This window comes from Photobacterium sp. GJ3, assembly GCF_018199995.1.
Lineage (GTDB): Bacteria > Pseudomonadota > Gammaproteobacteria > Enterobacterales > Vibrionaceae > Photobacterium.
Genome location: NZ_CP073578.1, coordinates 3,277,505 through 3,290,791 on the forward strand (window position 1 = coordinate 3,277,505; position 13,287 = coordinate 3,290,791).

General features: G+C 41.6%; 18 protein-coding genes and 2 pseudogenes. 1 reads left to right on the top strand and 19 read right to left on the bottom strand.

The window, feature by feature from the left end:
* Positions 1-255: 255 nt before the first annotated feature.
* The 5 genes from KDD30_RS15305 to KDD30_RS15325 form a co-directional block, all read right to left on the bottom strand.
* On the bottom strand, positions 256-801 hold the full coding sequence (locus tag KDD30_RS15305; RefSeq protein ID WP_211646595.1) for a hypothetical protein: 546 nt from the start codon (positions 799-801) through the stop codon (positions 256-258).
* 275 nt (positions 802-1,076) lie between these two features.
* Positions 1,077-1,478 carry a hypothetical protein gene (locus KDD30_RS15310; RefSeq protein ID WP_211646596.1) on the bottom strand — a complete coding sequence of 134 codons (402 nt, stop codon included), beginning with the start codon at positions 1,476-1,478 and terminating at the stop codon, positions 1,077-1,079.
* Between the two features lie 259 nt (positions 1,479-1,737).
* Positions 1,738-2,196 (bottom strand): DUF4279 domain-containing protein, encoded by a 459-nt coding sequence (locus KDD30_RS15315; protein ID WP_211646597.1) that lies wholly within the window; start codon positions 2,194-2,196, stop codon positions 1,738-1,740.
* A 570-nt stretch (positions 2,197-2,766) separates the two neighbouring features.
* The gene (locus KDD30_RS15320; protein ID WP_211646598.1) at positions 2,767-2,958 is read right to left on the bottom strand and encodes a hypothetical protein; all 192 of its coding nucleotides are present in this window, start codon (positions 2,956-2,958) and stop codon (positions 2,767-2,769) included.
* 455 nt (positions 2,959-3,413) lie between these two features.
* The gene (locus KDD30_RS15325) at positions 3,414-3,827 is read right to left on the bottom strand and encodes a hypothetical protein (RefSeq protein WP_211646599.1); all 414 of its coding nucleotides are present in this window, start codon (positions 3,825-3,827) and stop codon (positions 3,414-3,416) included.
* Between the two features lie 150 nt (positions 3,828-3,977).
* Here KDD30_RS15325 and KDD30_RS15330 point away from each other — a divergent pair.
* Positions 3,978-4,918 (top strand): annotated as a pseudogene (locus KDD30_RS15330) (IS630 family transposase).
* Between the two features lie 171 nt (positions 4,919-5,089).
* Here the strand turns inward: KDD30_RS15330 and KDD30_RS15335 are convergent.
* The 14 genes and pseudogenes from KDD30_RS15335 to KDD30_RS15400 form a co-directional block, all read right to left on the bottom strand.
* Entirely contained in the window at positions 5,090-5,632 is a 543-nt protein-coding gene (locus tag KDD30_RS15335) for a suppressor of fused domain protein (RefSeq protein ID WP_211646600.1), read from the bottom strand.
* Positions 5,633-5,643: 11 nt separating this feature from the next.
* A pseudogene (locus KDD30_RS24900) lies at positions 5,644-5,844 on the bottom strand (GH-E family nuclease); the annotation flags it as partial.
* Between the two features lie 34 nt (positions 5,845-5,878).
* Positions 5,879-6,205 (bottom strand): hypothetical protein, encoded by a 327-nt coding sequence (locus tag KDD30_RS15345; protein ID WP_211646602.1) that lies wholly within the window; start codon positions 6,203-6,205, stop codon positions 5,879-5,881.
* A 34-nt stretch (positions 6,206-6,239) separates the two neighbouring features.
* Positions 6,240-6,452: an RHS repeat-associated core domain-containing protein gene (locus KDD30_RS15350; protein WP_211646603.1), complete on the bottom strand. Its 213-nt coding sequence runs from the start codon at positions 6,450-6,452 to the stop codon at positions 6,240-6,242.
* Between the two features lie 254 nt (positions 6,453-6,706).
* Entirely contained in the window at positions 6,707-7,057 is a 351-nt protein-coding gene (locus tag KDD30_RS15355) for a hypothetical protein (RefSeq protein ID WP_211646604.1), read from the bottom strand.
* Positions 7,058-7,097: 40 nt separating this feature from the next.
* On the bottom strand, positions 7,098-7,454 hold the full coding sequence (locus KDD30_RS15360) for a hypothetical protein (RefSeq protein ID WP_211646605.1): 357 nt from the start codon (positions 7,452-7,454) through the stop codon (positions 7,098-7,100).
* Between the two features lie 74 nt (positions 7,455-7,528).
* The gene (locus KDD30_RS15365; RefSeq protein WP_211646606.1) at positions 7,529-8,653 is read right to left on the bottom strand and encodes an ISAs1 family transposase; all 1,125 of its coding nucleotides are present in this window, start codon (positions 8,651-8,653) and stop codon (positions 7,529-7,531) included.
* Positions 8,654-8,776: 123 nt separating this feature from the next.
* Positions 8,777-9,322, bottom strand: a complete 546-nt coding sequence (locus KDD30_RS15370; RefSeq protein ID WP_211646607.1) for a hypothetical protein — start codon at positions 9,320-9,322, stop codon at positions 8,777-8,779.
* Between the two features lie 11 nt (positions 9,323-9,333).
* Complete coding sequence (locus tag KDD30_RS15375; protein WP_211646608.1) at positions 9,334-9,900, bottom strand: hypothetical protein; 567 nt, start codon at positions 9,898-9,900, stop codon at positions 9,334-9,336.
* 418 nt (positions 9,901-10,318) lie between these two features.
* Positions 10,319-10,579, bottom strand: coding sequence for a hypothetical protein (locus KDD30_RS15380; RefSeq protein WP_211646609.1), 261 nt, complete (start codon positions 10,577-10,579; stop codon positions 10,319-10,321).
* Positions 10,579-10,824 carry a hypothetical protein gene (locus KDD30_RS15385; protein ID WP_211646610.1) on the bottom strand — a complete coding sequence of 82 codons (246 nt, stop codon included), beginning with the start codon at positions 10,822-10,824 and terminating at the stop codon, positions 10,579-10,581. The genes KDD30_RS15380 and KDD30_RS15385 overlap by 1 nt, the downstream gene beginning before the upstream one ends.
* A gap of 113 nt (positions 10,825-10,937) precedes the next feature.
* The gene (locus KDD30_RS15390) at positions 10,938-11,177 is read right to left on the bottom strand and encodes a hypothetical protein (RefSeq protein WP_211646611.1); all 240 of its coding nucleotides are present in this window, start codon (positions 11,175-11,177) and stop codon (positions 10,938-10,940) included.
* A gap of 585 nt (positions 11,178-11,762) precedes the next feature.
* Positions 11,763-12,113 (bottom strand): hypothetical protein, encoded by a 351-nt coding sequence (locus tag KDD30_RS15395; RefSeq protein WP_211646612.1) that lies wholly within the window; start codon positions 12,111-12,113, stop codon positions 11,763-11,765.
* On the bottom strand, positions 12,113-13,168 hold the full coding sequence (locus KDD30_RS15400; protein WP_211646613.1) for an RHS repeat domain-containing protein: 1,056 nt from the start codon (positions 13,166-13,168) through the stop codon (positions 12,113-12,115). Before KDD30_RS15400 ends, KDD30_RS15395 begins: the two co-directional genes overlap by 1 nt.
* Positions 13,169-13,287 lie beyond the last annotated feature (119 nt).

Genomic DNA, 13,287 nt, shown 5'->3' on the forward strand with positions numbered 1-13,287 from the left:
CCATGACAAGGAACATGATATCGACTAGGTCATGCTGGCGATTGATACGGGAACGGGTGTCTTTGATGATGCTTAGGTGGTCAAATTGGGACATGTAGTTTGTTGATTTATCGTAGTGTGCGGGATTCGTTCGCTGTTAAATCAATAAGTTCCATGTTTCTTTAACAAAGTATGATCCGGCCCTGCCTAATCGAGTTGTACTGTTTGTTGTTCGGGTCGTGATTGTTCCAATTTCGTCTGCTTTCTTTGTAACAATTAATGTTCAAGTTCTTCCAATACTTCGTTTACTAATGCTCTTATTTCCTGATCCTGTTCACTGGCCAAAACTGAGTTTAACGTAGTCTTTATCTCAGCAGATTTTTCCGATAAAGACATCAATAAATCTAAAGCACTATCGCGATAACGGGAAGCTTGGTTTTGTACTTCATCTAAATAAATATCTACATGTTCGAGAACCATATTCCGACAAGCATTTGAAAGAGGAACTCTATTCCCGTTGATAAAAACGGTCACTTCCTCGGAAGCATATCCATTTGCAATCTCGGCTAGTAGCGCATAAACATGCTCTCGTCCTACTGAAATATTCGAACGTAATATCTCAAGCAAGAAAGGGATAACATAAAACGCCGCTTCATATAAATCTGACTGGAGAACCACGTGGTTATCGAGTTTCCAATAGGCCTTTTCCCGCTTTTCTTCGTCTTCCGAAATTAATTGCTCGATAGCCTTTGGCACATGGCTAGCATCCCCATGCGCTTGCTCTAATTTCTTCCAATCAACACTTCCGATACTTTCAAACATGTTACTATACCTTAATCAAATGAAGTTCCTGGAGGAAACTGGTCTCTGGTAAAAGTGCCTTGGCATCGCGTACAGACCGGGATAACATCACTTTTATGGGGCCGAACTTTCGGTCTAATCGCGGGTGTTAGCATCACATCTTTGGGATTACCACCCAGCGCCTGCGTAACTATATCTTCTGCACACATACCATTGCATTGCCCTCGCACTTTAAAGCCAACAGCCACTTCCCCTGTTTTAGTATTAACCCCACCAACAACAGTTGATATCTGTTCTTACTTGGTCTCTGACATTTGGCGAATTGCTGCGACCGCCGCATCTCTGGAAGCTATCGCGTCATCAATTGTTCCCTTTGTAACATCATCAGACAATCCCTTCGTGAAACGATTTCTCACCCAATCCCCAGCTCCACTGAGCTGATTTTTTACCCAACTCCCAGCACTGCTGACCTGATTTTTCAACCAGCTTCCACTCGCCTTTAAAATGCCAGGAGCAGCTTTAATGGTAATGCTCGTCCCAAGTCCCAGCCCCACAAAGTTAACTGGATGATATCCGAAAGCTGCAATTTGTGATTCCAAATCAATTGATTGGAATGTGCTGTACTCAGAAGGGGGCAAAGCACCAGGGTAATCAAACCACTGCATATCATATGGATCTGGGAGCGTATCAAAATTCAAATATGCTGTTTCATCGCCCAGTTCATCCTTACCATTCTTATCACCAACATTCCCTTTGGGACCGACTAGGTCCTTAGATGTCGATGTCTCCTGGCTATTAGTCGTCGCCCCCTCAATGTGTCTGAACCCCGTCGGATCAATATACTTCAGTCAGGAAGCGGCTAAGGGAAGTAATAAACGCGGACCTGCGTCGAAGCTGCAACAGCAGACAGGTAAGTAAAAGCAGCACATTAAAGATGCCCGCTAGTGCGGGCATTTGTTATTCGGAGCAGTGGATATCAAATGTACATTCCAAATTCAGCTTAGCTAGAATGCTCATTTGCTCTGGCCATAGTGTTGGCCCTCCAGAACCAGAGGAACACCAATTACAATTTACAGTCATAGAAACACCTTGATGTCGCTGCAACTTAGCCAAAGCAAAATCCTTATCAACCAACTGATCTAACAACCATTTAAGATGATGCCTAACATCCTTGGATAGTACCTTACCTTCAGAAGAGAGAGACCAATAAGTCGTTTTTGCTTTTCTGGTAGTTCCTCTTGAGTTTTCAATTAACTCACCTTTGTTTTGCGAATAACTAGGCTTTATTCCTAACGATTCAGTTACCAAAGAAGATTCATCATCCAAATAAACAAGGAGTTCAACGTAAGTTGATTCACAAGACCCATAGTTGGCATCAAGAGGTGTTCTCCTTGACGCATGTAATTTTTCTATCATGGCAAATAATCAGCAATATTACCTATAAGGTCACCAGCATCGTTTATGTAATCACCATTATCAAGAATTCTTCCATGGTGATCATTCCGTAAACCAGTATCTTTTTTCAGACCTTCTAGGGCTCTACCCCAATCCCTCTTCGTTAGATTTTCACCAAAGTGTTCATGATCTTGCCCTGCGCTTCACTAGAGCTACAAGGGAAGTCTCATACACCAAATACATAAAAACCAATACTAATTGCTAATATTAAAAAAGAAGCAATAACAAAGGAAAAAACAAAAAATTTAATTATTTTAATTTTCGGTAGTGGAACGGTTTTCAGATCTATTTTGCACCTAGAAAAAACAACTATAAGTAAAAAATATAAAGCAAACAAGAACAGCAAAAACAAATCCTTATTAAGGAGGTTGTATTCAAAAATATATGTGTACAAAACCACCAAGGATAATAAATAATGAACGAACGATTGAGTTAACAATATTTCAGCTTTATTCTTATAGTGCTCCCCACAAATGCTTTCCATTTTGGTTCTCAATATTTCAACAGATATTGAAAAAAAATCACTCATACTCACATCAACTCTTTAATAGTTTTAAAAACTCTAATTCTTATTGCCTTAAAAGCATTATAGTCTGCAGCAACATCAATCGCTACATAAGCACTACTTATGGCAAAGCCTGGTAAACCATAAAATGATAGTGCAGTGAAAGCTAAGTCTAAAACAACGTCTCCGACCAAGTCGACCTTTTCAATAGTAGTCATTTCTGTCAAATTTGCATTCAAGGCTGAACGTACAGTATAAATGACTGAAAATCCAGCAGCTAGATTACCTGCACTTGATAATCTACTAAGAGATTTAAGTTGAACATTTTCTGCCCTAACCGATAGATCTAATCTCTTTCTCCAAGTGCTCCTTTGATGTTTGATAATCTTTTCTTTTACACCTGATAGAATACCTGTCCACTTCCCCTTTGCTGAGACAATCTAAACTGGAGATTTCTGCCACATAACAGCAGAAGATCACCATGAAGAAGTCACGTTTCACTGAGTCACAGATAGTCGCGATTCTCAAAGAAGCGGATGCTGGCCTGAAGGTGAGCAAATGGTGATACGGGAAGAGAAGTGCTGGAGAGTTTGATCAGTCAAGAAGGTGGGATTCTGGAAGACAAGCGGCTAAGAAATAAAGTAAAGCCCGCGACTGCGGGCTTTACTTTATTTTATTCTTGATCCATCAACTGACGATAATTGTTGAACAGTGAAGAAGCTTCTGAATCATCTTCTAAAAGACGCTCATAAAAAGAAGGATCTTTAGCCCACTCTTCAAATACAAGTGATGATAAAACTTCTCTTTCTTCCTGTACTATCGCTGATAACTTCCAATGCGACGATAAGCGAGCATCTGATACATTGAAAAACTCAGCAGCAAAAGGTTTAGGATATTCATCATACTCTTCAACGCAAATATAGTACCAAGGGCTATTATCCCAAAATACCACACCATAGACCGTATATTCTTTGCCTATATCAAGATCTACTTCTCCTTCGGGCATAGAGATATACTTCTTTAAACGCTTCAACACGTTTTCATCAGGAAACGAGTTCAAGTTATTCACTTTACAAACAACTTTCATAATCACTTCTTAAAATTAGTAAGTACCCTTCCTAAATAACTGTTCCTAAATGTAGATCACTGGAAAGTAGAAAATGAAGGGAACTCGGTAGAGTTTGTGCGATCTGATCAGTCGCCAAACATACAAACCCACAAAACAATACCGAGACCTATGATTTTAACATTACCTGACCGGGCAGAGCGACGCCGGATTATCAAAAATATACACAAGACCAAAGACAAAGATCACTGCAGACGCTTAAACGCCATATTGTTACTCGCCGATGGGCTGACTGTTACAGCTGTCTCCAACATACTTGCCGCTGCTCGATCGTCCATCAATCGATGGGTTCAATGGTACACAGAATGTGGTATCGAGGGTTTAAAAAGCTCAACCAGAGGAAGAACGTCAACACTTCCTTTTGCTCAGATTTCAGCCGTAATCACAGCACTGTTGGAGTTCAGTCCTCAAGATCTGGGTTACCAACGCTCACGCTGGAGCACTGAGTTGATAGCGATAGAAATCAACCGAGTATTCGCCTCAAGGTGCATACATCAACGATTCGCCGCTGGCTTCCTAAGCTCGGTATTGTATGGCGAAGAGCAGCACCGACGTTACATATCAAAGATCCAGATAAAGAAGCGAAACTTGCCAGGATTCAACAGGCTTTAGAGCAATGTGATATCAACCATCCTGTATTCTACGAAGACGAAGTAGACATCCACTTGAATCCTAAAATAGGAGCAGACTGGGTATACAAAGGCCAACAAAAGAAAGTGGCCACACCAGGACAAAACGCTAAACATTATCTGGCGGGCGCGCTGCATGCGAAAACAATCACCCTCATCGTCGATAATTACATCATTCACAAGAGTCGAAAGACTCAAAGCTGGTTGAAGGAAAACCCGAAGTTCATCCTACTGTTTCAGCCCGTATATTCCCCGTGGGTGAACAAAATAGAGAAGTTATAGCATGCCTTACATGAAACCATTACACGCAATCATCAATGCACAACAATGTGGAAACTCTTAAAGCAGGTGCGCTACTTCATGGATCATGCATCACCTTTTCCCGTTGGAGGCCATGGGTTACTGAAAGTGGAGCGGAATTAGGATCATTTATTTAGTACCTATCCCCAGTCATGCAATATTATTTTTCTTACTTTACCCAGTGTAAAACACTATTGGTCATGACAGACATAATAAAGTTAAATACAATTCACACCACATTCACAATAAAAACACATGACATGCAATGTGTTTAGTTTCGATTTATCATTAAACTTAAATCAAGCTTTCTCTTTTTATTGAGCATAAATCAGGGTCAAGCTCCTCGAGCATATCTTCAAACTTTTCCCATCCATTATTAATTATATACTCATATTCCTCAAAAAAAACCGGAACAGCCCATACTAGAACTGTACTCGGTTTAGAACCTTTATATTCGTAAAAACCCTCATCAAAATAAGCGGGCATCGTAAAGTATATTGCTTGGAAGCCCAGTCTTTGGGTAATTTCTTCAGGCAAGAGTACAACTTCTCCTCGAAGTACTGCTTTTTTACTTTCGGATACAGATTCACACAGAGACATTAATAATGAAGATATTATTTCTGGATCAACTGATGAGTTACATGAAAACAACAATTCTTGCTTAACTTTATTTTCATAACCAATACAATAAGAGTGTTCACTTAATCCTAGTGAAACATAAGTTGAAACATTTTCAACCGGCGTATCATTGAATAGCAACACTTTATAGTTAGAGTTATTATCCTTCCACCCCTGAATAATTAAACCTAAGTGCTTTTCCATATGCTTAATCAACAAAACATATACTCCTACTGATTATCAGTTCTATTACAGCTTGGACAAGGTAAACGGGTTTCTCTATTATACTCATCCAGAACGTCTTTTCGACTCTTACCCTCTAAGTCCCTATCTTTCCACTTCGGTTGATGGTCTACATCCCAGCCATCAGGGCCATTTCTTTTTTCTTTCTTATGTGGATCACTTTTCACATCTTTGCCGCAGTCAGGACATTTTTTTGTCCCTACTTTAGAACCTTGATCAGCATTATCCCAGGAGTCTGTAACTGTTTTTTCTAAATCTTGTTGATCTTTTAGTTATTTTATCTGTTGCTTCTGAAACATTCTCAGCCTTGTTCGAAGCTGCATTTAAAGCTTGCTTAACTTCATCAGCATTATCAACAACATCATCCACTTTTTTAAATTTCCTGAAGTAGCTATATAGCTTAGCTGCACTTCCCATTGGAATAACCATCATTGCAAGTGAAGCTGCAGCCTCCAGCTGCTCTTCAGGTGTAAAGTTGTTTACAAAATTTTCATTACCCCAAACAAACCGATTTTCAATAGGCTTAAATTGATGCTTCCTCAGTCTCAAATCCAGTCGGATCAATATACTTCAGCGGGTTATTCTACGTATAAGTATAGCGGTTGAAGCTACCCGTCACGTAAGGTGACTGGATCAGCGGTTCTGCACTCAGGAAACGGCCGAGTTCCTGATCATATACACGGCCGTTCATGTGGAGCAGGCCCACTTCTTCAATGTGCTCGTGGCCAGTGTAGCCGCGGTTGGTCATCGCATCTTGCAAGACCGACTGCTGATGGTGAGTGTCACGCCACTGCACACTCCGCATCCGCCCCCAAACATCGAAGCTCCGGCGTTCAACGATATAGCCATAGCCGTCATCATGTCTAAAGTATTCAAGGTCTGAAGATGATACGGAAAGTGCTGGAGAGTTTGATCATCAAGTACCAGTCCAGACGCAGAGATTTAGGAAGGCAGGCAGCTAAGGGATAAAGTAAAGCCCGCGACATGAATTGCCCCCCAATAGTGATGTCCAACTATTGGGAGTCACTTCAAAATGCGGGCTTGGACTAATCAGAAAAAGCGATAATACCGAAACAGCTCTCCAAGTTTAGACTTTGAGTATTCGCCTCTTGCATCGAACTGACTTTCAATCAGTTTTTTATTTTCTATCAGAGCGCTCGGCACCTCAGTTGTCTGGCTTTTTTCTGCAAGATTAATAATCGTCTGCAATATTTCACAAGCAGTGGATTCATCTTCTTCTTTTAATAAGAAACTGATGGTTTCATTTATAGAAGAAAATGCTTCAGATGGACTCATACTTCCAATAAAGTCATCTCTAAAATTTTCAAAAAACCACTCGTCTTCGATTGGATCTGAGTTCCAATAATCAATAGCTTCAATCAGTGCATCACGATATATCATCATCAATCCTTAAACTTGAAAATAAAAAATGAGGAGGCGATTAGCCTCCATCATATTCAATAGTTGCCTCTAATGCAGATCTTAGCCAATCCCAAAAACTATTCATATCCTGTTTATTTTCATAACCAGGACTGGAGAAGTCATGAATAATGACAACTCCTTCTTTACCCTTATCCCAACAAGCAACATCGTCGTTATCTTCTCGACGAGCGAATGGAATAAGCTCTCTTTCAGGATACCTTTCTTGTAAGCCCCTAAATCTTGTCCGAAGCTGGTCTCCCTGTAGCACTATCCAAGGGTCAAAATCTAACAATCCTTGGTCAACTATCCGCAAAAATTCTTGTGGATAGTTGAACCAAATAGGTAGTTCGGATTCGTTTAAAAGTTGTTCTGACATATCTAATCTACCGAGCCTATATAAAGTGAACCGTTTGGATAAGTGTTACGGAAGCAGGGCGAGAGCACGTATGCTCAGTTTTTATCCAAACCTTGGATTCCCGCCAATATTACTTGCTCCAAATAGGCTATATTCATGGCAGCTATTTTTTGCTTGCGCCTGATACTCGCCTTTTTGCTTGTTTCTAATCGAAGCATGTTAAGCGCCATGTGACGCACACCAGCCAGGAGTTCGGCGGCATTGCCACGATAGATTTGGCAAGCATCTTCCTTCATCGTGACATCAAGCACCCAGTGCAACCGATTTTCGATTTCCCAGTGACCTCGGACTGCATCGGCAAAACGTTCGGGGGTGAACACCGCAGAGCCAATGTAGTAGCGGTACTCCAGCGATTCTTTCCCTGCTGAGTCAATACGATAGCCAATAGCAACACCGACGCTTTGAAGCCCTTTCCAATCAGGGAAATCTGTCGTCAACTCCTGCGCTGGCATGACGTGGTATTCGCGCGCTTCAATACGCCCATGTCCGCGCTCGATGTCACACGCTGGGCTTTTTTCGAGCAATGGTGCCAACGCTTTTTGTACTGCTTTAGCCAGGCTTTTTTGGTTGCCTTTGACTGCTAATAGGTAATCGCCACCTTGCTCAACTATCTGCTTGGCGATATCGGTTTGACAGCCCATCGCATCGATAGAGACAAGACAACCTTTGATATCTAACAGCTTGAGCAGCTCAGGGATGGCGGTGATTTCATTGGACTTATCTTGGGTTTTAACTTGTCCCATGACAACGCCGTTGGCTGTCGCAAAAGCACTGACCATGTGGAGCGTTGATTGCCGATCTTCTCGGTTATAGGAGCTGCGTAACACCTTGCCGTCAATAGCAATAAGCTCGCCATTCGAGTGGACGTTGGCTGCCTGCATCCATTTTAAAAAGCAGTCTTGAAACTGGTCAGGCTCAATGGAAGAAACAACTCTGGCAATCGTGTCATGGACAGGGATGCCCTGGCGAAAAAGTCCTTTGTCCTGTAGCCAATTGAGGTGAGCTTCGCCAAAGTCTTCGATATCTTCCCAGCCCTCCATACCGGCAATGGTGGCGCATACGGTCAGAAACAAAATGTCGAACAGTGGGTACGATATTTTTGCTGACTGCCGTGGGTCTTGAATCACTGAAAAGAATTGAGAAAAAGCATCGATATGCATCAGGAACTCCCGTAAAAAGGGGAGTATATGATCACAGCCAGCCTTGATCGTCAAACTGATCTATTTTGTTCAAAAAACGTTCGTGATCTTGCCCTGAAATTTCGTCTGCTTTCTTTGTAACAATTAATTTTCAAGTTCTTCCAATACTTCGTTTACTAATACTCTTATTTCCTGATCCTGTTCACTGGCCAAAACTGAGTTTAACGTAGACTTTATCTCAGCAGATTTTTCCGATAAAGAAATCAATAAATCTAAAGCACTATCGCGATAACGGGAAGCTTGGTTTTGTACTTCATCTAAATAAATATCTACATGTTCGAGAACCATATTTCGACAAGCATTTGAAAGAGGAACTCTATTCCCGTTGATAAAAACGGTTACTTCCTCGGAAGCATATCCATTTGCAATCTCGGCTAGTAGCGCATAAACATGCTCTCGTCCTACTGAAATATTCGAACGTAATATCTCAAGCAAGAAAGGGATAACATAAAACGCCGCTTCATATAAATCTGACTGGAGAACCACGTGGTTATCGAGTTTCCAATAGGCCTTTTCCCGCTTTTCTTCGTCTTCCGAAATTAATTGCTCGATAGCCTTTGGCACATGGCTAGCATCCCCATGCGCTTGCTCTAATTTCTTCCAATCAACACTTCCGATACTTTCAAACATGTTTCTATACCTTAATCAAATGAAGTTCCTGGAGGAAACTGGTCTCTGGTAAAAGTGCCTTGGCATTGCGTACAGACCGGGATAACATCACTTTTATGGGGCCGAACTTTCGGTCTAATCGCGGGTGTTAGCATCACATCTTTGGGATGACCACCCAGCGCCTTCGTAACTATATCTTCTGCACACATACCATTGCATGGCCCTCGTACTTTAAAGCCAACAGCCACTTCCCCTGTTTTAATATTAACCCCACCAACAACAGTTGATATCTGTTCTTGCTTGGTCTTTGACATTTGGCGAATTGCTGCGACCGCCGCATCTCTGGAAGCTATCGCGTCATCAATTGTTCCCTTTGTAACATCATCAGACAATCCCTTCGTGAAACGATATCTCACCCAATCCCCAGCTCCACTGAGCTGATTTTTTACCCAACTCCCAGCACTGCTGACCTGATTTTTCAACCAGCTTCCACTCGCCTTTAAAATGCCAGGAGCAGCTTTAATGGTAATGCTCGTCCCAAGTCCCAGCCCCACAAAGTTAACTGGATGATATCCGAAAGCTGCAATTTGTGATTCCAAATCAATTGATTGGAATGTGCTGTACTCAGAAGGGGCAAAGCACCAGGGTAATCAAACCACTGCATATCATATGGATCTGGGAGCGTATCAAAATTCAAATATGCTGTTTCATCGCCCAGTTCATCCTTACCATTCTTATCACCAACATTCCCTTTGGGACCCACCAAGTCCTTAGATGTCGATGTCTCCTGGCTATTAGTCGTCGCCCCCTCACCCGTCGGATCAATATACTTCAGCCAGGATGCGGCTAAGGGAAGTAATAAACGCGGACCTGCGTCGAAGCTGCAACAGCAGATCGAACAGGTCAGGCAGCTACCAAGAGCGAAGCAGCAGTTTGTGATGGAGATGTTAGATACGGTGATCCAGCAAGCTGCACATTAAAAAGCCCGCTAGTGCGGGCTTTTGTATCAACTTTTTATTATTCGTAAATTCTTGCAGCATAAAAAATATCAGCAAAGATTTTCCACTTTATATCACCGGGAAACTCTTTTCCTTGATTCTCATAGAAACCGTCCATGTCTTCAACCCATCCAGATACGGCCTCTAAGAAGCTTGGTAAGTCTTGATTTTGCCAATCATCAGAATGATCTTTAAAGTCAGCGATCATACTTATAATAAAGTTAGAAAAGTCCTCCTTTGTTAATACATTATCAAGCTCATCTACTAGTTTTGATTTCATTACAATCCGCCTCCAAGGACTCTAATAGAAGCACCCTCATTCTTACTCGTAAATTTGAATGCTTCATTTGCTATTTCGTATACGGTTGCAGGCTTTGTCCGCATTGGTACGCCAGCTTCTTGGAAAGATTTTAACCGACTATAATCAAGAGAAAAAACTTTCCCATCTCGTTCAACAGTTCTGATTGCTGGCAAGTCATTAGCTGTTACTTTTCCGGATTTCAAATCATCGATCAAACCTTTCAATGAACGACCATCCTTAAAAGTGGCCTTAATACAATCTTGCATAAATCGAATAGAACTTGGGTCGGCTAATCCCTTTGTAAAAACAGAGAAGCGTTATTAATCGAAAATTACGCCTAACCAATGTAAAGTTTGTCAGTCAGTACCTCCAGTTTTCTACCGGCCACTGTTGGTTCGAAGTTTTCGTCAAAACCAATTGCATCCAGTTTATCAGTACAACAGTCACGGAGTTCATCTGCATGGTCGTCTGTAATTTCACCACCTTTAGATATAGCCTGTAACACCTGATTTAAGTCAGGCGTTAACTGAAGTATCATAAGCATAAATTGGACATCGTATTTACTTAAATAGATCATTTATTTTGCTCATTATGTCATTTTAGACGTGCTGCTTGCCTCTATACTAAGACAATTTCAGAGATTAATCACAGCTCTCAACTATATTTATCCCATTATCAAACACTGATTACAGAAACAATCAAAATTACCTTTCAATACCCATTGACCTGAGTAAAATCATTGAAACTTCTATTGAACAGTAGTAAAAGTCTAATCTCCAATATAATACTTATATTTCGATTACTATCAATCAATTAAATACAAGAGGCATAAAAACACTTTGTCCACTTCCCCTATGCTGAGACAGTCTAAACTGGAGATTTCTGCCACATAACAGCAGAAGATCACCATGAAGAAGTCACGTTTCACTGAGTCACAGATAGTCGCGATTCTCAAAGAAGCGGATGCTGGCCTGAAGGTGAGCAAATGGTGATACGGGAAGGGAAGTGCTGGAGAGTTTGATCATCAAGTACCAGTCCAGACGCTGGGATTAAGGAAGGCAGGCAGGCAGCTAAGGGGTAAATTAAAGCCCGCGACATGAATTGCCCCCCAATAGTGATGTCCAACTATTGGGAGTCACTTCAAAATGCGGACTTGGACTAATCAGAAAAAGCGATAATACCGAAACAGCTCTCCAAGTTTAGACTTTGAGTATTCGCCTCTTGCATCGAACTGACTTTCAATCAGTTTTTTATTTTCTATCAGAGCGCTCGGCACCTCAGTTGTCTGGCTTTTTTCTGCAAGATTAATAATCGTCTGTAATATTTCACAAGCAGTGGATTCATCTTCTTCTTTTAATAAGAAACTGATGGTTTCATTTATAGAAGAAAATGCTTCAGATGGACTCATACTTCCAATAAAGTCATCTCTAAAATTTTCAAAAAACCACTCGTCTTCGATTGGATCTGAGTTCCAATAATCAATAGCTTCAATCAGTGCATCACGATATAGCATCAACAATCCTTAAACTTGAAATCAATAACCTCTTTGGTATTGATATTTTCAACATAATGAACCTCAACGCCATTTACGTTCTGAGTACGCTTCACCCATCCATCTTTATGCAGAAGGTTATTCTTTGTATCAGGCATTCTTGGAGGAGTAACACCAGATGGGTTTGATTTAACTTCCTCCATTGCAAGTTGCTCTTTTAGGTCTTTAGCTTCTGTTCGCCCGGTACTAATATCTGCGCTCTTTGCAACCTTTGAACTTTGATTTAAAGCACCAAAGTCTCCTTCTGCTTCATATGATCCATTTCCTCTGGGACTTTTGGGAAGCGGGCCACTAGAAAGCCATTCCTTTGGAGCTTCAAGTGCATCTTCAATCTGCTTAAAAACCTTAAAATTTTTAAGCTTTTGATTAATATAGCCTTGCAAGCCCAACTGCGCACCTGCAAGCCATCCTTGCCGACGAGCAATATCATAAGCATTCGCCCCCGCAGCAAGAAGATCAAGATATTGATCGCGAACGAATGAAATTCCTGAAGTAACAAGCTGGCCCCACCTGGTTGTTGGTATGCTTGCTTCATAAAAGCTTTGCCTTTGACTTGGCAAATTATCATCACCATACCGCTTAGATTCACTGCCTGTGTTACGACCGTTTCTATCGAAATGCGTCACTTTACCAGATGAGCTGTTATGGACTGAACGACCTAAACCATCATCGCTTAATCCAGCCCCCTCAACATGCCTGAACCCCGTCGGATCAATATACTTCAACGGGTTATTCCACGTATAAGTATAGCGGTTGAAGCTCCCCGTCACATAAGGTGACTGGATCAGCGGATCTGCACTCAGGAAACGGCCGAGTTCCTGATCATACACACGGCCATTCATATGGATCAAAGCCACTTCTTCAATGTGCTCGTGGCCAGTATAACCCCTGTTGGTCATCGCATCTTGCAAGACCGACTGCTTATGGTGACTGTCACGCCACTGCACACTCCGCATCCGCCCCCAGACATCGAAGCTCCGGCGTTCGACAATATAGCCATAGCCGTCGGTGATCATATCGACGGAATTCAGCGCATCGTAATGCAGGTAAATTCAGCAAGTATGTTTAAGCAAGGGTACAAGTTCTATATATCAGATAATAATGTCTGGCTTGTTGATAGTGTACCTCCTAAATA